Annotated in this window: 21 protein-coding genes and 1 pseudogene; 8 read left to right on the top strand and 14 right to left on the bottom strand. The window is 46.7% G+C overall.

Features of this window, described 5'->3' with window-relative positions; all coding sequences use genetic code 11:
- Nucleotides 1-186, top strand: a pseudogene (locus J3L11_RS09540) (IS4 family transposase); the annotation flags it as partial.
- Nucleotides 187-235: 49 nt separating this feature from the next.
- Here J3L11_RS09540 and mdh read toward each other — a convergent pair.
- Nucleotides 236-1171 carry a malate dehydrogenase gene (gene mdh, locus J3L11_RS09535; RefSeq protein ID WP_207570842.1) on the bottom strand — a complete coding sequence of 312 codons (936 nt, stop codon included), beginning with the start codon at nucleotides 1169-1171 and terminating at the stop codon, nucleotides 236-238.
- A 275-nt stretch (nucleotides 1172-1446) separates the two neighbouring features.
- Here mdh and argR point away from each other — a divergent pair, with 275 nt between their 5' ends.
- Nucleotides 1447-1917 (top strand): transcriptional regulator ArgR, encoded by a 471-nt coding sequence (argR, locus tag J3L11_RS09530; protein WP_133040356.1) that lies wholly within the window; start codon nucleotides 1447-1449, stop codon nucleotides 1915-1917.
- Between the two features lie 54 nt (nucleotides 1918-1971).
- Here the strand turns inward: argR and J3L11_RS09525 are convergent, their stop codons facing one another.
- Nucleotides 1972-2907, bottom strand: a complete 936-nt coding sequence (locus J3L11_RS09525; protein WP_207570841.1) for a Dyp-type peroxidase — start codon at nucleotides 2905-2907, stop codon at nucleotides 1972-1974.
- A gap of 97 nt (nucleotides 2908-3004) precedes the next feature.
- Nucleotides 3005-4720: a gamma-glutamyltransferase gene (ggt, locus tag J3L11_RS09520; protein ID WP_207570840.1), complete on the bottom strand. Its 1716-nt coding sequence runs from the start codon at nucleotides 4718-4720 to the stop codon at nucleotides 3005-3007.
- A 222-nt stretch (nucleotides 4721-4942) separates the two neighbouring features.
- Here ggt and J3L11_RS09515 point away from each other — a divergent pair, with 222 nt between their 5' ends.
- Nucleotides 4943-5359, top strand: a complete 417-nt coding sequence (locus tag J3L11_RS09515) for a hypothetical protein (RefSeq protein WP_207570839.1) — start codon at nucleotides 4943-4945, stop codon at nucleotides 5357-5359.
- Nucleotides 5360-5646: 287 nt separating this feature from the next.
- Here J3L11_RS09515 and J3L11_RS09510 read toward each other — a convergent pair whose 3' ends face one another.
- From J3L11_RS09510 to J3L11_RS09500, 3 genes are all read right to left on the bottom strand, one after another.
- A complete protein-coding gene (locus J3L11_RS09510; protein WP_207570838.1) occupies nucleotides 5647-6393 on the bottom strand; it encodes a ferredoxin--NADP reductase in 747 nt (248 codons plus the stop codon).
- Between the two features lie 119 nt (nucleotides 6394-6512).
- On the bottom strand, nucleotides 6513-7091 hold the full coding sequence (locus J3L11_RS09505; RefSeq protein WP_207570837.1) for a DUF5610 domain-containing protein: 579 nt from the start codon (nucleotides 7089-7091) through the stop codon (nucleotides 6513-6515).
- A gap of 566 nt (nucleotides 7092-7657) precedes the next feature.
- Nucleotides 7658-7930, bottom strand: coding sequence for a hypothetical protein (locus J3L11_RS09500; protein ID WP_189617214.1), 273 nt, complete (start codon nucleotides 7928-7930; stop codon nucleotides 7658-7660).
- A gap of 378 nt (nucleotides 7931-8308) precedes the next feature.
- On the opposite strand from J3L11_RS09500, the gene J3L11_RS09495 reads away from it, so the two are divergent.
- Nucleotides 8309-8476 carry a hypothetical protein gene (locus tag J3L11_RS09495; RefSeq protein ID WP_165900149.1) on the top strand — a complete coding sequence of 56 codons (168 nt, stop codon included), beginning with the start codon at nucleotides 8309-8311 and terminating at the stop codon, nucleotides 8474-8476.
- Nucleotides 8477-8552: 76 nt separating this feature from the next.
- Here J3L11_RS09495 and aroG read toward each other — a convergent pair whose 3' ends face one another.
- The 5 genes from aroG to glnK all read right to left on the bottom strand — a co-directional run bounded on the left by aroG (nucleotide 8553) and on the right by glnK (nucleotide 12919).
- On the bottom strand, nucleotides 8553-9611 hold the full coding sequence (aroG, locus tag J3L11_RS09490; protein ID WP_133039784.1) for a 3-deoxy-7-phosphoheptulonate synthase AroG: 1059 nt from the start codon (nucleotides 9609-9611) through the stop codon (nucleotides 8553-8555).
- A 117-nt stretch (nucleotides 9612-9728) separates the two neighbouring features.
- Nucleotides 9729-10880, bottom strand: coding sequence for a hypothetical protein (locus J3L11_RS09485; protein ID WP_207570836.1), 1152 nt, complete (start codon nucleotides 10878-10880; stop codon nucleotides 9729-9731).
- A 74-nt stretch (nucleotides 10881-10954) separates the two neighbouring features.
- Entirely contained in the window at nucleotides 10955-11257 is a 303-nt protein-coding gene (locus J3L11_RS09480) for a hypothetical protein (protein ID WP_207570835.1), read from the bottom strand.
- Nucleotides 11258-11321: 64 nt separating this feature from the next.
- Nucleotides 11322-12569, bottom strand: a complete 1248-nt coding sequence (locus tag J3L11_RS09475; RefSeq protein WP_133039787.1) for an ammonium transporter — start codon at nucleotides 12567-12569, stop codon at nucleotides 11322-11324.
- 11 nt (nucleotides 12570-12580) lie between these two features.
- Entirely contained in the window at nucleotides 12581-12919 is a 339-nt protein-coding gene (gene glnK, locus J3L11_RS09470; protein ID WP_133039788.1) for a P-II family nitrogen regulator, read from the bottom strand.
- A 254-nt stretch (nucleotides 12920-13173) separates the two neighbouring features.
- Here glnK and J3L11_RS09465 point away from each other — a divergent pair, with 254 nt between their 5' ends.
- Nucleotides 13174-13716 (top strand): hydrolase, encoded by a 543-nt coding sequence (locus tag J3L11_RS09465; RefSeq protein WP_207570834.1) that lies wholly within the window; start codon nucleotides 13174-13176, stop codon nucleotides 13714-13716.
- 52 nt (nucleotides 13717-13768) lie between these two features.
- On the opposite strand, the gene nrfA is transcribed toward J3L11_RS09465, so the two are convergent.
- The gene (gene nrfA, locus J3L11_RS09460) at nucleotides 13769-15172 is read right to left on the bottom strand and encodes an ammonia-forming nitrite reductase cytochrome c552 subunit (protein WP_133039790.1); all 1404 of its coding nucleotides are present in this window, start codon (nucleotides 15170-15172) and stop codon (nucleotides 13769-13771) included.
- Between the two features lie 314 nt (nucleotides 15173-15486).
- Between nrfA and narQ the strand changes: the two genes are divergently transcribed.
- Together narQ and J3L11_RS09450 are read left to right on the top strand one after the other, a co-directional pair.
- Complete coding sequence (gene narQ, locus J3L11_RS09455; RefSeq protein WP_189617043.1) at nucleotides 15487-17193, top strand: nitrate/nitrite two-component system sensor histidine kinase NarQ; 1707 nt, start codon at nucleotides 15487-15489, stop codon at nucleotides 17191-17193.
- Nucleotides 17186-17812 carry a response regulator gene (locus J3L11_RS09450; protein WP_133039792.1) on the top strand — a complete coding sequence of 209 codons (627 nt, stop codon included), beginning with the start codon at nucleotides 17186-17188 and terminating at the stop codon, nucleotides 17810-17812. Before narQ ends, J3L11_RS09450 begins: the two co-directional genes overlap by 8 nt.
- 57 nt (nucleotides 17813-17869) lie before the next feature.
- On the opposite strand, the gene J3L11_RS09445 is transcribed toward J3L11_RS09450, so the two are convergent.
- Complete coding sequence (locus J3L11_RS09445; protein ID WP_207570833.1) at nucleotides 17870-18244, bottom strand: YacL family protein; 375 nt, start codon at nucleotides 18242-18244, stop codon at nucleotides 17870-17872.
- Between the two features lie 141 nt (nucleotides 18245-18385).
- On the opposite strand from J3L11_RS09445, the gene J3L11_RS09440 reads away from it, so the two are divergent.
- Nucleotides 18386-19354, top strand: a complete 969-nt coding sequence (locus J3L11_RS09440) for a zinc transporter ZntB (RefSeq protein WP_189617040.1) — start codon at nucleotides 18386-18388, stop codon at nucleotides 19352-19354.
- Nucleotides 19355-19422: 68 nt separating this feature from the next.
- On the opposite strand, the gene fkpA is transcribed toward J3L11_RS09440, so the two are convergent.
- Nucleotides 19423-20199, bottom strand: a complete 777-nt coding sequence (fkpA, locus tag J3L11_RS09435; RefSeq protein WP_207570832.1) for an FKBP-type peptidyl-prolyl cis-trans isomerase — start codon at nucleotides 20197-20199, stop codon at nucleotides 19423-19425.
- Between the last annotated feature and the right edge of the window lie 57 nt (nucleotides 20200-20256).

The raw sequence follows: 20256 nt of genomic DNA, 5'->3' as shown, positions 1-20256 counted from the left end.
CATGTGATTTATGGCTTTTGGCTGGAAGCGGCTGGAACCATTCCTAAAAGGATTGATAGTTTACTCGCAGAAACCGAGCAGCATGTACTGCCAATACGAGGAGACTCAAGAGCTTACCCTCGGTGTGTTAGAGCAAAACCAAGGAAATATCCAGTCAAAAGAAAATGCCAGTCAGCTCTTAACTGACTGGCATTAGGCTAAAAGCCGCTTTTTTTATGTTTAATGAACAACAACGCTACTTTACAAAATCTACGCCTAACTGAATGTCAGCTTTCAGGGTATCGAGCATACTGTCGCGAGCCTGAACTTCGAACGCACTCAGCTCACCAACTGCCAGAATCTTCTCTATACCCTGCTTACCCAACAGCACGGGTTGCGCGAACAGTGGCGCATACTCACTGTCGCCAGCAATATAGGCACATTCAACCACATTGGCTTCACCCTGCAACCCTCGTATTAGTGACATACAGAAACGGAAAGCCGCCTGCCCCATGGATAAAGTAGCGCTGCCACCACCAGCTTTAGCTTCTACCACTTCAGTACCGGCATTCTGGATACGTTTTGTCAAAGCGGCAACTTCTTCATCGGTGAAACTGACGCCTTCAACCTGCGATAATAATGGCAAAATAGTGACACCACTATGACCACCAATAACGTTCACTTTTACATCTGCAACATCCAGTCCTTTAAGTTCAGCAATGAAAGTTTCTGAACGAATAACGTCGAGGGTGGTGACACCGAACAGACGATTCTTATCATAAACTCCGGCTTTTTTTAGTACTTCGGCGGCAATAGCCACTGTGGTATTCACAGGATTAGTGATAATGCCAATCAACGCTGAGGGACAAACTACCGCAACTTTCTCAACCAGATTGCGCACAATTCCCGCATTAATGTTGAATAGATCAGAACGATCCATGCCGGGCTTACGGGCGACGCCTGCAGATATAAGCACAACGTCAGCACCAACCAATGCCGGAGAAGGATCTTCGCCTGCAAAACCTTTCACAGTAACTGCAGTTGGGATATGACTCAAATCTACGGCGACACCTGGTGTGACCGGCGCAATGTCATACAGTGATAATTCAGAACCAGCAGGCAGCTGGGTTTTTAACAGCAGGGCGAGGGCCTGACCAATACCACCAGCGGCGCCAAGTACAGCAACTTTCATAGTACTCTCCGTCATTCTCGGGATTTATGTGACATAGATCTTGTTTTATCGTGGCAAAAATCTATGACATTGACCATTAAATAGCAATTATCCATTAGTCACATAACCCTTTATAAAGATTCAGTTCCTTCACGGCAAACTAACGTTTCTATCCCACGGCCACTACAACTTGATCAATATTGAATTTTTATTCATGAAAAATGACTATTCCTTGACAATAAAACGTTCAATATGCACTATGGCTCGATCAGGATGAATAGAGACCCGGAACAAACATGACCGTAACCAAGAACCAAGACGATCTTATCAGGACGTTCAAGGCAATTTTAAAAGAAGAACGCTTTGGGTCGCAGAGCGAAATAGTTACTGCACTGCAGACTGAGGGCTTCTCAAACATCAATCAGTCCAAAGTCTCGCGGATGCTGAGTAAGTTTGGTGCGGTACGGACCCGAAATGCCAAACAAGAGATGGTTTACTGTCTTCCCGCTGAATTGGGCGTACCTACGGCTGGTAGTCCGTTGAAAAACCTAGTACTCGATGTTGACCATAATCAAGCCATGATTGTCGTCCGCACCAGTCCTGGCGCCGCACAACTGATTGCTCGATTGCTCGACTCTATCGGCAAACCCGAGGGAATATTGGGCACTATCGCTGGCGACGATACCATATTTATCTGCCCGTCGAGTATCAAAGCGATTGAAGATACGTTGGAAACAGTGAAATCTCTTTTTAATTATGCAGATTAACCACATAATTAAACAAAAACGCACCATTAAGGTGCGTTTTTTTCTGTGGCGAAATTACTCACTAAACTGAACAATGAAATCCAGCGATGGCGCAAAAAAAGAAGAGCCAGTAACTGCCTGAGTAAAATGCATTAAGTGATCGTGATTACCAGCACCGTCACCCACTATCATGCTATGTAACATTTTCTCAAAATATTCAGGCGTCTTACAGGTCGAGATAAACATCAGTCCTTGTTGTCTGACGGTACCAAAAGGTAGGCTTTGTCTGAGGATCTCCAGCGATTGACCATTTTCATCTTTAAGATTCACTCGCTTTATATGTGCTGTTAACGGCTTGTCCTCAGACTCATATTCAATGTTGTCTTGTTTAGTGCGTCCAATAATATCTTCTTGTTTTTGGGTGGGTAACCGTTGCCACTTACGCAGGTTGTGTACATACTTCTGCACATGGATATAGCTGCCCCCTCTAAACTCAGGATCCTGCTCATCAACTAATGCAACCTGCTGTCGGTTGCGCCCTTTCGGGTTTTCTGTGCCATCCACAAATCCCGTTAAATCTCGGGCATCCATAAAGCGGAAGCCTCTTTCTTCATCTTCCAGTTCTGCCAGCCCTTCCAGCATGCCATAGACCTCATTGGCCACTAGGTGCAGAATATCCATACGATCACAACGCAGATGAAAAAAAAGGTCATACTCTATGGCCGGTGCATCACGGTTGCCACTCTCCATCGCCGGAAAAGGACGCAGTTCTGCTGGACGGGCGTCTGGGTACAAGGCATCCCAATAATTGGCACCAATCGCGACAAAGCCATTGAAAGCACTGTCGGCATATTGATCAGCCAATTCGTAAATATACTGAGCGATGTTGGCAAGACATGGGCGCATCTGCGCCTCAACGCCATCATTAGCATTGAACATCAAATAAACTGCGTGCAAATTACCTTCAGCACAGATACCCAATTGTTCGCGTGGCATATCCAATGTACCCATCTAAAGATCCCTTATCAGCTTAAACCGTATTCGGCACTATTATCTGTTAATTAAGCCAAAATTTACACTGAAACAAAGGGTTTTGAGAGCCAAGGCATCAATAACCGGCTACTTGCCCATCTTTACGACTTTCTGAAGCGCCACGGTAAACCCCAGTTTGCGGGTCACGTGCAATCGCCTGGTAACCGCCAAAGGCTCCCAAAGAATCCTGTAAAATATGGCCTTTCTTACTTAATTCTCGACGGGTTTCCATAGGAAAACCGGACTCAAGGCTAACGTAACCACCGTCATTCATTTGTTCACCTGTAGGTTGCGTTGAACCGGTATGCAAGATTCTGGGAGCATCGCCCGCCTCTTGCAAATTCATACCGAAGTCAATGATATTGATTAAGATTTGTGCATGCATCTGAGGCTGTGTTGCGCCGCCCATCACCCCAAAACTCAGCCAAGGTTTGCCATCTTTTGTAACAAAGGCTGGAATAATAGTGTGAAAAGGTCGTTTGCCCGGCGCATAACTGTTGAAATGACCCGGTGTCAAATCAAACAGTTGACCACGATCCTGTAGCACAAAGCCCAAATCTGGCGGCGTCATACCTGACCCCATTCCGCGATAATTACTTTGGATCAGTGACACCATATTGCCCTCCGGATCAGCGGTAGTAAGATACACAGTATCGCCATGAAGCAGATTAGGATTACCCGGCTCAACACTCTTAGCGGCCTTATGCGGATCAATTAACTTGGCGCGTTGGTAGTTATACTCTTGAGAGATAAGCTGTTTAACCGGAATGTCATTAAATGTCGGATCTGCATAAAATTTTGCCCGATCCGCAAATGCCAATTTCTTAGCCTCAACAAATAAGTGAACATACTCTGGACTTGTCTGTCCCATCGCTTTCAGATTAAAAGGTTCCATGGTCTTCAGGATCTGCAAAGCTGCAATTCCCTGTCCATTAGGCGGCAACTCCCAAACATCATAACCCCGGTAATTAGCAGAGACCGGCTGAACCCAATCACTGTGGTGAGCAGCCAGATCCTCGTAACTAAGATAGCCGCCCTGGGCCTTCATATAAGCGGCGATACTGCGAGCAATGCTGCCTTTATAGAACTCATCACGACCACCTTTGGCAATTTTTTCATAGGTGTTAGCAAGCGCTGGATTTCTAAATATCTCACCAACATTAGGCATCTTGCCATTGGGCATATATGTCTCTTTAAAACCGGGATATTTAGCCAGTCTTTTAGCACTTAACTGCATATAAAAGGCAATCAACTCCGAAACCGGAAATCCCTCTTTGGCGTAACTAATGGCAGGCGCTAAGTTATCTGCCATGGGCAGTTTGCCAAACTTGTCGTGTAGTTGATACCATCCATCGACAGCACCAGGAACTGACACAGGTAACGGGCCGTATGGCGGCAGATAATCCAGCCCTTTGGCTTTGAGCATCTCCAATGTCAGCGATTTAGGACTGCGACCAGACGCATTAAGGCCATATAATTTCTTGTCTTTGGCGCTCCAAACAATGGCAAACAAATCACCACCAATTCCTGCGCCAGTTGGCTCTACTAACCCCAACATGGCGTCCGCCGCAATGGCCGCGTCTACAGCACTGCCCCCGTGCTTAAGAATATCCAATGCAACCTGAGTCGCCAATGGCTGACTAGTAGCCGCCATACCATGAGTGGCATACACTTCTGAGCGACTGGCAAATGCCTTTCCGGTCACCCGATCATAAGCAAAAACATGGGCAGAAAAGCCAATAGATGAGCTACAAATCACCGCAAATAAGGCAAAAACGTGATGTTTCCACATAGCATAGATGTTTCGGATGGTCATATGACAGTTAACAGAATGATTCTGGGAGGCGTTAAACGTAACACAAGTATGATGAATTAATTATAGAGAGCAACGTCTTGAAACAATTATCTCCCATTGGTAATGAATGGTGCCAGTCAGCTTACGCCCAAATAATTAACTTATTGACTAGAATTAAAGGCAATCACCATATTTTTACCCCTAAGTTAGGAGAATACGATGTTAGAAAGCACGTTTTTGTTGCTGGCGATTATGCTCCTCGGCTACCTTTTTCGTCATCGCTGGTCTGGTAACCAACGTCATAAAGAAACCCGCACAAAAACTGTATCAGCAAAAATTTTGCCGTTTCGAGCCGTCAGTATTGAGTGTTTAGGTTTTCCCTGCAAGGCCGTATCAAAACTCAGCAATAAGCGTTTCCTGCCCAACGATGCGCCAAGTCTCCCCCTTGCGACCTGCAATAATGCAAGCTGTAAATGTCGCTATATTCACCACGAAGATCGCCGCGCTCATAACAGCGACCGCCGCCTGAAAATTGGTATAGTGACCGATCTATACGGTACGTTAGGAGAAAAAGAACGACGCCAGAAAACTGCTGACCGCCGCATTCAAGAGATAAACACGCCGGAACTTAAGTAAATTTCACGGAAGCGAAGTTAAGCGACTACCTCTTACAGCCATAGATTTTAATCATTGTGAGATCTGTTGCCATTCATAACGATGTGACTAAACAAACAGCTGCCGCCGACGCTACTGACGCTCAAGATAAGCACTATTACATCTACATCGCTGATGAGTATGTCTCACCAGCCACTGCGGAAAAACCTATGATATGGTAGCGACTTCTGAGCATCAGCTTCAACAATTTCGCTATGACAATACCGGCAAGTAGCTGCAGGCATTGGGGATCCACTCGTATAGCACTTTTACCAATACTTCTCTGTGGTGATTTGTCCTGGCGCCCGTCGTAGATTTTTACGCAGTCCTCTATCGGTAAGAATCGAGATGCTGTCGCGGATCATCCCAGGATTGCCACACAACATTATCTGAGAGTCAGCAGCTGCTATCGAGATCCCGGCCTGCCGCTCAATGCTCCCCGATGCTAATCCATCAGGGATACGGCAATGCAACATTCCTGGGTGTTCTTCCCGGGTAATTGCAGGTAAAAAGCGGAACTGTGGCCGTTGCATTGCCAATGCCTGCAACTTGGCAAAATATGCAAGTTCATCGGCCCTTCTGGCACCATAAACCAAAACTATCTTTTCAAAGCGCTGCCAGGGCTCGGCGGTGTCCAGTATTGCAAGAAATGGCCCGACAGCTGTTCCTGTTGCCAGCAACCACAAATGCCGCCCCTGTATCTCGCCTTGAGGTAATTCATTCAACGTCAGAAATCCCGTGGCGGGAACACTAACATCAATAACATCTCCTGGCTGCAGTAGATGCAATGCTGGAGACAGCTGACCATCAGGAACAGTTACCGCTAACACCTCAATGTAATCGCTACCTGGAGGATTGATAATAGAGTATGCCCTAGCCACTCTTTTATCCTGTAGCGACATTGCCAACTTGATAAACTGGCCAGCCAAATAAGGGCCAATATCTACCGCAATTTTCAAGCTGAAGAGCCGCTCATTCCAGTCAGTTCGATCAATCACCTTACCAACTTGCCACATATGCTCTCCTCATAGAAAGTGTCTGGTGGATTAAAGCATACGCTACCGAGTACATAACAAAAACCCCTTATAATAAAGGGGTTTGATAAATTGCAACGACACACTAGCTGCTGTATGAGCTACTGTTCACTAGTAGTAAAACTGTCACGGAACGCCTGTAAGCCTTTTTGCACATGACTGTAAGTCGCATCCACCCCATCAGCAATATCACCATCAAGGACTTTCAACTTATCCAAAATATTTCGGGCTTCGGAAAACCCCTTATCAATGGCACCACCTATGATATCCATAAATCCATTAAGCTGATCTTCGGGACTTTTATCTGCGTTCTGTTGTTGATAGGTGGTATAGAACTTGGTAGCAAAATCGACGATCCGTCCGGCAGTCGCCTCTGGAGAGTAATCAACTTGCTGTTGTTGTTGCTGCTGAAAAGCAGTTTCACCCATGGATGCTTTCAATTTCTGATTAATTGCATCTATAGCCGTCCGGTACAAAAGCTGCATTGGCTTATCACCACTGCTAATAGTCACTTGCTCTTGGGCAGACAGAATTGCTTGATTCATTAATTGCCGACTCACATGGCGTACACTGGTATTATTGACAACCTCTGACACCGCTTTACCATGACTTCCATCAACGGTCGCGTCCTTATCTTTGGCAACTTGAGATACCTGGGAACCGTGATTCTGGATCTCCATCTTCCTTTCCTCTTAACTAGTTACTCAAAACTAATTATCGGACATTTTTTGCACAACTTTAATTTTCCTTATCTCTATTTAAGCGTTATACGACAACGCCCTATCATGCTGACCACTTAAGCTCCGCTGAAATGAAAGCCATTCAACAGGATGTGTGGTGGCAAATTTTTGCTATTCAAGTAAAGTAAATGCAGCAATCGCTAAATTAGCCATTGCATAAACAGAAATTATTACCTAAGTTAGATTGTGCGCCAGCTCACAAAAAATGTTAGTATGCTCAAAAACCACATACTGACGGGTTCACAATGGGAGAGTTTAAAGTGAAGACCACTTATGTCAGTCGGATTCCTATTCCTGCCGACTGTAGCAAGAATGCTTCTTTAAGCTGCCAGAGTTGTAGTCGGTTGATTGAGATCGAAGGTGAATTGCTGTGTTACCGTGGCGGTAAAATCACTGGACTCAAACCAATCTCTGAGCAAGATGGCTGTGTCAGCATCCTTTGTGACGGATGGCAGACACGTCGGTCTGCCTCCAATAAATAGTCAGATAAACATTCCCTGTTATCTTCAAAAATGGGCCATTTGTGACTGTTCAGACACCAGTTTAGATTGGTTAATAGCCCCCCAGTCCAATTCATAGCGTGGTTTGGGCTGAGCTTTCATACACAGTGTCAAACCTCGGGTGGATACAATTAACCCGGCCCGCAATTCTGTATGTAGCTGTTGTAATGCACATTCACCAACGCCGCGCTGTTGCAATGTTGCAGCCAAACTGCGCCAATCTGTGGTTACTCGTTTTTTGGTGCCTTCAAGGTTTACCAGCAGTGCAATGTTCTCCATAGCATCACCTCCTGATAGATTAAGTGAACTGCAGCGTCAGTATGCAATCGTCTTGCTGAATCAGTACTGAATTACCGCACGTTATTTCGCACAAAAAATCTATGAATTAGGGATGGAACAAATGCGTTGATACAGGGAGTTATCGCTAAATTGTCACAATGCCGCAGTACCATTAACTGATGAAATATGTTAAAAGTTCGGTTTTGCTGGCGGTAGCTGCTTTTACATTTTCGAACAAAGTATTAATGTGAATTGTGTTATATCCAGCAATAGAATTTGCTACGCTATAGCCGCTTTCAGGACGTTATATTACCACTTGGATTGTGGGCCCTTTTATTGAAGCTCAATTAGACCGTTACGTTAAAGGACCTAAGCATCATGGATTCAAAAGTTCAGTATCCACCGCTTCCTCTCATTCAGACTTGGGTATGGATGATGGTCGAATCTGAAAATCCTGAAATTCAGGAAAAAGGCCGTAATAACCTCATTGCCTCTTTTGGTAGTCTGGCAAAGGCCAATGAATACTTGCAGCAGCAACTGAAATAAAAAAATCTTCTGTCAAAAAGAGTCAGAGCTGCAACGCAAAAGGCACCCGAAGGTGCCTTTTCTGTGGATAGCAGCTTCATTTAAATCGGCGGCGCTGCAGCACACTATCATTAAGCATCGCCAATAGTTGTTCTGTGTCATCCCAGCCAATACAAGCATCTGTAATACTCTGGCCATAACGCAGCGGCTGACCGATTTTTAACGCTTGGTTACCTTCAACCAAATTGCTTTCCACCATTAAGCCGAAAATACTGCGCTCTCCCTGCCGTAATTGCTGGCAAACCTCTTCAGCCACAATCATCTGCCGTTTAAAATCCTTACGAGAGTTTGCATGGCTGATATCAATCATAATATTGCATGGCAATCCGGCTTTTTGCAGTTGTTCCTTGGTGGCAGCAACAGAGGCTGCGTCATAGTTTGGCTCTTTGCCTCCACGTAAAATAATATGGCAATCTTCATTACCTTTAGTGGAGACAATCGCTGAGTGGCCAAATTTTGTGACTGACAGAAAATAATGAGAGGCACTAGCAGCACCAATAGCATCAATGGCAATTTTGATATTGCCATCTGTGCCATTTTTGAAACCGACAGGACAAGATAAACCAGAAGCAAGTTCGCGATGCACTTGAGACTCAGTGGTTCTTGCGCCAATCGCCCCCCAGCACATCAAATCGGCAACATACTGTGGAGTTATCATATCCAGAAACTCACCGGCTGTTGGCATACCACTATCATTCAGATCCAGTAACAGCTTGCGCGCCTTGCGTAAGCCATCGTTGAGCTGGAAACTTTTATCCATATAGGGATCGTTGATCAAACCTTTCCAGCCAACGGTTGTCCTAGGCTTCTCAAAATACACTCGCATGACCACTTCTAACTGATCTTTATAACGCGCTCTGAGTGCCAGCAGGCGTTGACCATAGTCGATTGCAGCCTCAGGATCATGGATTGAACAGGGACCTATAATGACCAACAAGCGATCGTCTTCGGCCCGCAACATCTGATGAATACAGTGTCTGGCATTAAACACGGTGGCAGAGGCATTATCGGTTACGGGAAATCGTTCCAGAATTGCGATTGGGGGCAGTAACTGTTTAACCTCTTTAATCCTGACATCATCATTCTGGTACGACATAATCTTTCTGTAACTCCAGCTCATTGGTTTTTTAGGGGCAAGGGACAAATCTAGCCTGTATACCTGCCTGATGCAATGAGCTTTTGCCTTGAATTTTGATACGTAAGGCCCCTCAGTTTAATGCCGCTCCAGTGCATTGAGTTTTGCCTGATACCTGTGCGTCCAGCTATCATCACGACTCAACTGCAACGCTTTTTTCAGACTGCTGGCAGCCTGCTTACGCTCCCCTAAAGCCCAGTAACTGCGAGCTAGTCCAAAATAAAACTCATGCCGATAATCCGCCTTTTCAATGGCTAAACGGTACCAATGAATGGCTTCCGCAAAACGTTGTTCACGATAAGCTTGTTGCGCTATACCATAGTAATAATAAGGATTACGAATACGTTCCAGTTCTAAGATCCGATTGACTTCAATCCATTCGTCCAAGCGCCCTTCGCTGTCTAACAGTACCGCAAAGTTATAAAGCGTTGTCAGATTTTGCGGCTGTAGCTGTAAGGCAAATCGATATACCCGTTCTGCCATCACTAACTGGTGGTTATTACGGTAGAGTATCGCCAAATTATTCAGCGCCGCGATAAATTGCGGTTGTTGCGATAAACTGACCTTCAACAATGCGTAGGCCCGATCCCACTGGTGAGTGACCATCGCCTCGGCAGCAAGATTATTAAAAAACATTGCCAGCACCGTAGCTTCATCAATGCGCTCTGTTCGGTAAGCTCTGAGCGTTTCCGTTGGCACAAAATCCACCAATAGATCTGTGGCCAACGCATGATAAACGTTACCTTCTTCTGCCACTTTTAGCCTGACATTAATATGGCCATTCAACAAGTTGAAGTTGCCCTGATGATCCCAAACAGGAGGTACCTGAACACTCTGAAAAACCACCTTCACATCCAACACTTTTGCCAACGCTGCGGTCAGAACCACCAGCGACATACAGTTACCGTGGCGCTGATAGAAGGTATCTGCCGCAACACGAGTATCATTATCCTGATACCGGAACCCGCCATCTGCAGCACTGAGATATTGGGCTAACCACATCTGAGGCGATAATTGCTGTGCTAAGTGTTGTTGGAAATCGAGTCTGACCTCGCGCACGACCTCTACCGGAAGTGCAAAAATTGCAGCGGGGTCAAGCACTGGCACTGATTGGAAATACTGATCTTGCCACAGTGAAGAGATATCGGCTGAGGGTTTAGGAACCACTGTGCAGGCACAAATACCCACCAGCATGATAACCATGGTAAAACGCTGTACGGCCACCGACATGCAGTTGCTCCCCTCCAAAGAGGTTTATATAAGCTTATATCAGCTTTTACTGCATTGCCTGCGGCTGAGGGAAATCACCGTGATGGACTTGGAATAGCAATATAAATTTGTTGTCCCTGATATGAATAGGGCCGATACCACGAAGCCCCACAGTGAAAATGCACGTAAGGCGTAGTCAGTTGCAAACAACCTAAGGGAAGTACTTGCAAGATCTGAAGCTGTTGTTGGTTACGAAGTTGTTCCTGCCACTCATGCTGCCGCATTAATTCAGCTCTTACTGCAAAAGCATCAAAAGATTCGCTTGCATCTCTGACCATTACTTGTCCGGCGTTAACACTTACAGACCAGAGGAATGCCATCAGTACATACCATTTCATTGTTACCTCCGCCCATAAAAAAACAGGGTCAAAACTGACCCTGTTTCATTATACACCCAAGTTATTAGGCGTTTTTGACAGTCACAAACTCTGGGTAGGCATCTACGCCACAATCTACGGCATCCACACCGTTGTATTCTTCTTCTTCACTCACACGGATACCCATAGTGGCCTTCAGAATCACCCAAACCACTAGAGACGTGACGAATACCCAACCGAAGATACAAACGGCCCCCAGAGCCTGGGCACCGAAGGTCGCATCAGCGTTGGATACCGGCACCATCATGACCCCAAACAAGCCACATACACCATGGACTGAAGTAGCACCTACTGGGTCGTCTATCTTGATACGATCGAAGAACACGATAGAGAACACGACCAGTGCACCAGCAACCAAACCTATGATACCGGCCATGACTAATGATGGGCTGAGCGGATCAGCTGTAATCGCCACTAGGCCAGCTAAAGCACCGTTGAGGATCATGGTCAGATCGGCCTTGCCCCACACCATCTTACAGACGATCAATGCGGCAACGGCCCCAAATGCTGCTGCTGAGTTAGTGTTCACAAACACCTTACCTACGGCGCTGGCATCCGCCATGCTGGATATTGCCAATTGTGAGCCACCGTTAAATCCAAACCATCCCATCCACAGAATGATAGTACCTAAGGTCGCTAACGGCAGGTTACATCCAGGAATGGGTGTAACCGAACCATCTGCAGCAAATTTTCCTTTGCGAGCACCTAACAGTAATACCCCTGCTAATGCCGCGGAAGCCCCGGCTAAATGCACAATACCGGAACCAGCAAAGTCAGAGAAGCCAGCGGCTTTAAGGAAGCCACCACCCCAGGTCCAGTAGCCTTCAACAGGATAGATAAACGCCGTCATCACTACACTGAAAGCCAGAAATGCCCACAGTTTCATACGTTCAGCAACGGCTCCAGAGACAATAGACATGGCAGTTGCCACAAACACGACCTGGAAAAAGAAATCGGATTCAAGCGAGTGCGATGCATCAGCAGCTTGAGTACCAATCAGTCCACCGAAACTAGGTAACCAGCCACCTTCGCTATTATCAACGTACATAATGTAGTAACCCACCAGTAGATAAGTCACACAGGAAATGGCATACAGCACAACGTTCTTAGTCAGAATTTCTGTGGTATTTTTTGCTCTGACTAGACCAGCTTCAAGCATCGCAAACCCCGCGGCCATCCACATCACCAGTGCACCGGAAATCAGCAGATAAAACGTATCCAGTGCAAAGCGCAACTCTGATACAGAAGTCCCCAACTTGGTTAATTCTTCCATTATTTTCCCCCTTAAAGCGCTTCGTTATCAGTTTCGCCAGTACGGATACGGATAACCTGTTCCAAATCAGTGACAAAGATCTTACCGTCACCAATCTTACCGGTGTGAGCCGCATTGGTAATGGCCTCAAGCAGGTGGTCAAGATTCTCGTCCTTGGTGGCAATTTCCAGTTTCACTTTTGGTAAAAAGTCCACCTGATACTCCGCTCCACGATAAAGCTCTGTATGACCTTTCTGACGACCAAACCCTTTCACTTCAGTGACAGTCATACCTTCGATGCCAATGCCCGCAATCGCCTCGCGGACATCATCAAGCTTAAATGGCTTGATGATTGCGCTGACTAATTTCATCCAGACCTCCCAAATCGCCGTTATATGTGTGTGATGTTGCTTGGTACAATTCAATCATTAGGCCAAGATGTTAAATTTTTGTTTTATAATAACTTAACTAAAAAACGTTGCGTTATTGCACGGTGAAATGCACCAAAATGGTTCAATGGTTCCATGCCTGCACAATTTTGAAGCGCCAGAGTCGACTTTGGCCTTATTGGTAACACTCCTAGAACAGGTTAATTTGTCAGGGATTATTCGCGATGGAGGGAGTTATGTTGCAAAGCACAGAAACCATTCTGGTGATTGTGGATGTGCAGGGTAAGCTTGCGCGCATCATGTCGCAGACAGAACAGCTACACCAGCGTTTGCAGGTCTTGGCGCAAGCCATGCCGCTGTTCGATATTCCAGTTTTATGGCTAGAGCAACTACCGGACAAGCTTGGACCCACCAGTCCTGAACTAGCAACGCTTTTGCAAGCGTACACGCAGCCGATTGCTAAACAGCATTTCAGTGGCTGGCAGTGTGATAGTTTTCGGCAGCAGTTGCAGGCAAGTGGCCGTCGTCAAGTGTTGCTGGCGGGGATCGAAACACATATCTGCGTCTATCAGACTTGTTGTGATTTGCTGAATGAAGGGGTAGAGGTGCACGTTATCGCCGACGCAGTAGACTCACGTCATCAGGAAAATCGTGTACTTGGGCTGCAGATGATGCAGCAACGCGGCGCTTGGCTAACACAAACAGAGTCGTTATTGTTTGAACTGCAACAGCAGGCCTCTGGCGAGCGTTTCCGGCAATTGCTGTCACTGATCAAGTAACGGCATAAAAAAGTCCCCGCAACCGCAGGGACTTTGACTTCACCTTAAGCTCTTACTTGTAAGTCGCTTCGCGTTTTTTCGCTTCGGCATCCCATACAGGTAACACTTCTTTCTTAAATGCTTCTTTCTCAGACACCAGCTTAGTCATATCCAAGCCAACGGCAGCTTGGGCTTTGGCTTTGGTTGAAATATCTGGGATCGCAACTGGTTGTTTAACCCCTTTAGCCGATAACAACTGTGCTAGTTTGATACGAGCATTACCGGCGATTTCGACGGCAGACCCGAGAATACGCAATGCTTCAGTTGGGTTGTGCGCATATACACCATGAGATGCAATGGCATAATCCCAACGCCACTGTGCATGGCGGATATCGGTCAGGATCGGTTTCATCTCATCGGCAGAAGCGCCTGCTGCCCAAGCGGCACCGGCTTCAAAGTGAGCATGCACCAACTGCTCTTCGGCTCTCGCTTTCAGCTCTTTCACTTTTTGCTTACCTGCTTCGTATTGCCCCAGCATGGTTTCTTTGCTGGCACTATGGCAACGAGCACAAGTTTCTTCAAAACGATCAAATGGATTGCCGACTTTATGATCAGTAAAGCGTTTGCCTTCAGCATTGGTCACTTTCGGCATATGGCAATCTACACAGGTGACATTGTTTTGGCCGTGAACACTCAGAGACCAAGTTTCATAACCTGGGTGCTGCGCTTTCAGCATCGGGGTTTTAGATATTTTGTTAGTCCAGTCGGCAAAATCCAGCTTGTCATAATAGGCTTCCATCTTTTCAACGGTCACGCCATCATCCCACGGAAACTTAACAAACCCTTTACGTCCGTCAACTTTCTCAAAGTAATATTCCACATGACACTGACCACACACCATAGATTGCTTGTCGGCATGCGAGGCTTTATCGAATGGCTTGCCGATTGTCTCGAAAGCGCGCTCAGCAAATGGGCGGCTCACCCGCAGTTTTGGTGACCCTTTTTCGTGACAGTCTGAACAGCCAATAGTGTTAGTAATCTCTGCCCCACCTTTAAACCATTTTCCAGTAAAGTAACCAGATTCGCCCTGCTCTTCGATCATTCTGGGAACGTCTGGACTTTTACAGCTCCAACAGGCCATTGGCATCGGGCCGTCATCGGCACTGCGAGGCGCACCAGTACGCAAGGTGTTGCGCACGTCAGTAACAGCATACATATGCCCCCGTGGCGCATTGTAATCTTTGGCAAAACCGTAACCTGCCCATAAGATCACCAGATTAGGATCTGCTGCCAGCAAATCGGTGTTTTCAGTGCTCTTGGCGGTATCATGCCAGCTATTGTATTGCTTACTGAATTTATCTTTGTAGATATCGCTGCGTGGCTCAGTTTTATCACTGGCGAAAGCGCCTGCAGCCATGGCAGAAGCAGCAACCAGTACACCGAGTGCAACAGCTTTTTTGCTGAAATTGTTCACCATCTCATCTCCGAGTCATTTTATTGTATGGGCTAAAACTACGACATTTACAGGGTGAAATTAGCCACAAAAAGCTTCCTTCAAAATACCTCTAAGGGGATATTGGGGAGCAAATATGCGCCAGATCAAAATGTGAAGGCGATGTTGGTCACATTTTTAAGCTTTTGTTAAGTAACTTTATTAAACGCTAAAATAGCCACATGTTATGTAGCACTCTTTTTATGGATTTACCAAATTGCTCTGTTAAGCTTTTGCCATTCGTAGTTGCTGAAACGCTTATATTTTTTACGTAATCAGCTGATGTTGGAGTGAACCTGATGAAACGCGGTAGCCTTACCACCTCCATCTTCGGTCTGATGTTGCTGTTGATTCTGCTGTCCAGCGGTCTTGCAACATTTGCCATTATTAATCTGAGTTACAGTCTGGGGGATGCTAAAGCTATAAACGCCTCAGGTTCCTTGCGCATGCAAAGTTACCGTTTGCTGTTCTATGCCAATTCTGGCAGTGAGCAGGCTGATGCAAAAATCCGCGAATTTGAAGCAACGCTTTATTCCGATGCACTCAAGCGTTCCATGGACTGGTCATCTCCCAAGGCGTTAAAACAGCAATACCAATTGGTGATCCGTAAGTGGCAGGTGATGAAAGCTTATGTGCAGCAAGAAAACTCCCGGGACTATGCCGCGTCAGTGAAAGATTTTGTCGACACCATCGACATGCTGGTTTCTGAGATGGAGCACCACGCCGCATTCAAACTGCGCCTGCTGGTGATCAGCCAAGTTATCGGCCTTGGTCTGATGCTGGTGATTGCATTTATCACTGTGCGTTTTATGCGTCGTAAAGTGGCAACACCGTTGCGACAGATGATGGAATCTGCCAACACCATTGCCAAAGGAGATTTTAATGTCACGCTGCCGGAGACTGAATACATTGAGCTAAGTGCCTTATCGGAGGCGCTGCATTATACCGTGAAGGAGTTGGCTGCCCTGTACGGAGGATTAGAATCACAGGTGCAGGAAAAAACGCTGGCACTGACCAAAGCCAACAATGAACTGACATTTCTCTACGACAACCTGATTATGTTGAACTCAGGTAAGCTCAATATAGAGCTGATGCGAAAATCACTCATTAAGTTGAGAAACTATGAACAACTCTGTCATTTACGCCTGATTATTCAACAAGATGATGAAGATATGGACATCATCTCAGCGGATGATGAATGGCCACAAGACAAACCCGCCACCCGCTTTGAAGTGAAGTTTGAAGGCAAGCAGTTGGGTTATCTGGAAGTGGTATCGCCAAGAGCGTTAAACACGGCGCTGTTTGAGAATTTTGCCATCATGCTGGCACGTTCCATCATTATCCATAACGCCAGTGAAGAGCGGCAGCAATTGGCATTGCTTGAAGAACGTGCAGTCATCGCCCGCGAACTTCATGACTCACTCGGACAACTGTTGTCATTTTTGAAGATCCAGATCAGCCTGTTGCGCAAAAGTCTCGATGCCAGTTGCCGCACCGATAAGGTCGATAAACAACTGAATGAACTCAATGACGGCGTCAGCACCGCCTATGTGCAGTTGCGCGAACTGCTATCAACTTTTCGGCTGACGGTTAAGGAACCCAACCTGCGCAACGCCTTGGAAGCGATGTTAGAGCAGTTACGCTCACAAACAACCACACAGATTGTCTTGGACTACAAACTCCCCTCGCACTTGCTCGCTGCACATCAGCATATTCATATTCTGCAACTGACAAGAGAAGCCACGCTAAACGCCATCAAACACGCAAATGCCAATCAAATCAAAGTTTCGTGCGAAAGAAATGCTGATAATATGGTGCAGATTACCATCTGTGACGATGGTATTGGTCTCAGTCATCTCAAGGAAAGAGATCAGCATTTTGGCATAGGGATTATGCATGAACGTGCCAGCCGCCTTGCGGGGGAAGTGAGTTTTTCCAGCAACGAAGCTGGTGGTACTTCGGTCACGCTGATATTTCCGCCCCAAACGGAGTCTGACAATGGTTAAACCCTATTCTGTGCTAGTGGTCGATGATCACCCGTTGTTGCGTCGAGGCATCTGCCAACTGCTGGAGTCCGACGGCGACTTTTCCCTGTTTGGCGAAGCCGGTAGCGGTATTGATGCACTGTCAGCAACCGCCGAGGATGAACCTGATATTGTCTTGCTCGATCTCAATATGAAAGGCATGTCAGGGCTGGATACTCTCAACGCACTCAGACAAGAAGGCGTAACCTCACGCATTGTGATTTTGACAGTTTCCGATGCCAAACAGGATGTCGTGAGATTGTTGAAAGCTGGTGCCGATGGCTATCTGCTCAAAGATACTGAGCCAGACCTGTTATTAGAACAGTTGAAAAAAGCCATGTCCGGGCAACGGGTGGTAAGTAGTGAAGTCGCTGAATTTATGCTGGAGATGAACGGCACCGGTGAAGAAGACTGGGTTGATGCCCTGACACCACGGGAACTGCAACTGCTGCAACATTTGGCCGAAGGGCTGAGCAACCGCATGTTATCTGAAGTACTGCATATCAGCGAAGGCACGGTAAAAGTTCACGTCAAAAATCTACTACGTAAAGCCAACGCCAAGTCCCGCACAGAAATGGCGGTACGTTATCTGAACCGTTAATCAGTCCCCAATAAACCAGGCCAGCGTCCACATGCTGGCTTGTTAACGATGGACACGTCAGTGCCCAGCAAGATAGTCACACCAACTGTTAAGTGCCGTCTGAAAATCTTCCAAGCCACAATCTGCGGCAGATTCCGCATCATAAAGCGACAGGCCTTCTTCTGCAGTTTCTACGGGATTTTCGTCACCCAATATGTTGGCAAACACCCGCACCTGTTCGCTGTCCATCTCCAGCGTCAGATCATGCCCAACCCAACGCCATTCCTGAAGTTTCCCCTGCTGCAGCGCCACGATTGCCGTATGTAACTGCTCGCACAGCGTCTGATCTTCCGCCAATTCCTCTGAAAACCAGCGCCCAAGAACTTCATGTTCCATACTGAAAATGGCCAACGGCAGACCGGTAATAGGATTGCGCCGAAATTCGTAGTCCATGGATTTTCTCACGCAAATAAATTCGTCAGTGTTAATTTTAACTCAGCCACAGCAGGAATGCTGTTCAATCCTTACACCAACACTTCTTTTTCTGGCCTGACTGCGTTAGTTTTTGGCTATCAAACGTGATTAGGAGCTTCCATGCCTGAAGGACTCATCAGCAGTTTACTGCTTAACGGTACTAACGCCGGTCAACACCTCACGCACGAACAAGCGGGGAACTGGCAGCCTCAGGACGGCCTGTTATGGCTGCATTTTGACTACAAACACAAAAAAACCCGCAACTGGCTGAAAAACATCTGCAAACTTCCGCCACTGGAAACCGAAGCACTGCTGGTGCAGGATACCCGGCCTCGCATTGTCCGTGCAGGCAACGGTCTGTTACTGGCGCTGCGCGGAATTAACCTAAACCCCGGTGCCGATCCAGAAGACATGGTGTCAATTCGGCTGTATATCGATCAGCAACGGATCATCAGTACCTGCAGTCGCCAATTATTAGCCGTTAAAGAACTACAGCAGGCCATCAGTGACGGTAGCGGACCGCAAAGCAGCGGTGATTTTTTGCTGTCGCTGTGTGACAAACTCACGGATAGGAAAATCGATTTCATCGATCAGTTGGAAGACAAACTGGCCGATATGGAAGAGCTGCTGGTATCCGGTGAGGGACGAGAGTTAAGAGTCGATGTGGCGGAACTCAGGCGCCAAACCGTCGTATTACGCCGTTATCTAGCACCGCAACGGGAAGCTTATATTAAGTTGCTCAACGACTCAGCGAGTCTGTTTGATGACAGTCAGAAACGGCGCTTTGGTGAAATCAGTGACACGCTCATACGGGGCATTGAAGACCTAGACTCCATCCGTGAACGCGCCACGGTGGCACAGGAAGAGCTGCAAAATCGACAGACCGAGGCACTAAATCAGCGCTTGTATTTTCTGGCGTTGATCAGCGCTATTTTCCTGCCATTGGGTTTTCTCACCGGGTTATTAGGCGTCAATATCGCCGGGATCCCTGGAGCCGACAGCCATTGGGCATTTGCCGCCTTTTGCGGTTTTCTACTGCTATTGGTGGGGTTTCAGCTGTGGCTGTTTTACCGCTTTCGTTGGTTATAAGGCTTTAATACCGTCATACAGAAAAGGGACGGCAAGCGTCCCTTTTTTATTGGATTTTGCATTCGCAGTTATTTGCTCGCATCAGCCGCAGGTTTTTCGGCCTCAGCAGCAGGCGTGATGCCCAGCAATTCCACTTCAAAAATCAGAGTAGAGTTGGCAGGAATAGTTCCCATATCGCGGTCACCGTAAGCCAGTTCTGCTGGGATCACAAAGCGGTACTTAGCCCCAACGGACATCAACTGCACCCCTTCAGTCCAACCAGGAATCACGCGATTGAGCGGAAATTCGATAGGTTCGCCGCCGTGCTTTTCTGTACTGTCAAATTCAGTACCGTCGATCAGCATCCCTTTGTATTTCACTTTTACAGTGTCTTCTGCTTTTGGCTTAGCACCAGTGCCTTCTTGCAGCACTTCATACTGTAAACCTGACTCAGTGGTTTTCACCCCAGCTTTGTTTTTGTTCTGCTCCAGATAGCTCTGACCGTCTTTCAGATTCTTTTCTGACACCTCTTTGGCTTTAGTCTGGCGTTTGTCATTCACTTTTTTATCCAGCGCTTCAAGGATCTTCTGCATTTCATCATCCTTGAGTTGGATTTTGCCATCCAGACCCTGTTTAAAGCCGGCAATAATCAAATCACGATCAACCGGGATCCCCAATTCTTCCTGTTCCTTGATATGACCAGCCATGTAACGTCCGATGGAAGCCCCAACACTGTATGCCTCTTTCTGAGTGTCAGTGTTCAGTTGCACATTGGTATCACTTGCAGCGGTTTTCTGTTCCTGGTTACAAGCCGCTAGCCCAAGCACCGCCAGCGCTACCAATGAAAATTTGTAAAATGGTTTCATGAAAAGCTTCCTCAGGATCTTCAGTTGGTTACAATTAACCTAAAATAGTTAGAGCGA

This window comes from Shewanella sp. 4t3-1-2LB, assembly GCF_017368415.1.
GTDB lineage: Bacteria > Pseudomonadota > Gammaproteobacteria > Enterobacterales > Shewanellaceae > Shewanella > Shewanella fodinae.
The sequence above is the reverse complement of the archived record's forward strand: the minus strand, read 5'-3'. Positions and strand labels throughout refer to the sequence as shown.

Excerpts from the sequence above, each read along its gene's own strand:
- J3L11_RS09450 (WP_133039792.1), top strand. The coding sequence starts at position 17,186 with ATGGTTAAACCCTATTCTGTGCTAGTGGTCGATGATCACCCGTTGTTG.
- J3L11_RS09475 (WP_133039787.1), bottom strand. The coding sequence starts at position 12,569 with ATGGAAGAATTAACCAAGTTGGGGACTTCTGTATCAGAGTTGCGCTTT.
- glnK (WP_133039788.1), bottom strand. The coding sequence starts at position 12,919 with ATGAAATTAGTCAGCGCAATCATCAAGCCATTTAAGCTTGATGATGTC.
- J3L11_RS09485 (WP_207570836.1), bottom strand. The coding sequence starts at position 10,880 with ATGTCGGTGGCCGTACAGCGTTTTACCATGGTTATCATGCTGGTGGGT.
- fkpA (WP_207570832.1), bottom strand. The coding sequence starts at position 20,199 with ATGAAACCATTTTACAAATTTTCATTGGTAGCGCTGGCGGTGCTTGGG.
- nrfA (WP_133039790.1), bottom strand. The coding sequence starts at position 15,172 with ATGGTGAACAATTTCAGCAAAAAAGCTGTTGCACTCGGTGTACTGGTT.
- aroG (WP_133039784.1), bottom strand. The coding sequence starts at position 9,611 with ATGTCGTACCAGAATGATGATGTCAGGATTAAAGAGGTTAAACAGTTA.
- J3L11_RS09515 (WP_207570839.1), top strand. The coding sequence starts at position 4,943 with ATGTTAGAAAGCACGTTTTTGTTGCTGGCGATTATGCTCCTCGGCTAC.
- narQ (WP_189617043.1), top strand. The coding sequence starts at position 15,487 with ATGAAACGCGGTAGCCTTACCACCTCCATCTTCGGTCTGATGTTGCTG.
- J3L11_RS09445 (WP_207570833.1), bottom strand. The coding sequence starts at position 18,244 with ATGGACTACGAATTTCGGCGCAATCCTATTACCGGTCTGCCGTTGGCC.
- argR (WP_133040356.1), top strand. The coding sequence starts at position 1,447 with ATGACCGTAACCAAGAACCAAGACGATCTTATCAGGACGTTCAAGGCA.
- J3L11_RS09505 (WP_207570837.1), bottom strand. The coding sequence starts at position 7,091 with ATGGAGATCCAGAATCACGGTTCCCAGGTATCTCAAGTTGCCAAAGAT.
- J3L11_RS09525 (WP_207570841.1), bottom strand. The coding sequence starts at position 2,907 with ATGGGTACATTGGATATGCCACGCGAACAATTGGGTATCTGTGCTGAA.
- J3L11_RS09465 (WP_207570834.1), top strand. The coding sequence starts at position 13,174 with ATGTTGCAAAGCACAGAAACCATTCTGGTGATTGTGGATGTGCAGGGT.
- J3L11_RS09510 (WP_207570838.1), bottom strand. The coding sequence starts at position 6,393 with ATGTGGCAAGTTGGTAAGGTGATTGATCGAACTGACTGGAATGAGCGG.
- J3L11_RS09440 (WP_189617040.1), top strand. The coding sequence starts at position 18,386 with ATGCCTGAAGGACTCATCAGCAGTTTACTGCTTAACGGTACTAACGCC.
- J3L11_RS09500 (WP_189617214.1), bottom strand. The coding sequence starts at position 7,930 with ATGGAGAACATTGCACTGCTGGTAAACCTTGAAGGCACCAAAAAACGA.
- J3L11_RS09480 (WP_207570835.1), bottom strand. The coding sequence starts at position 11,257 with ATGAAATGGTATGTACTGATGGCATTCCTCTGGTCTGTAAGTGTTAAC.
- J3L11_RS09495 (WP_165900149.1), top strand. The coding sequence starts at position 8,309 with ATGGATTCAAAAGTTCAGTATCCACCGCTTCCTCTCATTCAGACTTGG.
- ggt (WP_207570840.1), bottom strand. The coding sequence starts at position 4,720 with ATGTGGAAACATCACGTTTTTGCCTTATTTGCGGTGATTTGTAGCTCA.
- mdh (WP_207570842.1), bottom strand. The coding sequence starts at position 1,171 with ATGAAAGTTGCTGTACTTGGCGCCGCTGGTGGTATTGGTCAGGCCCTC.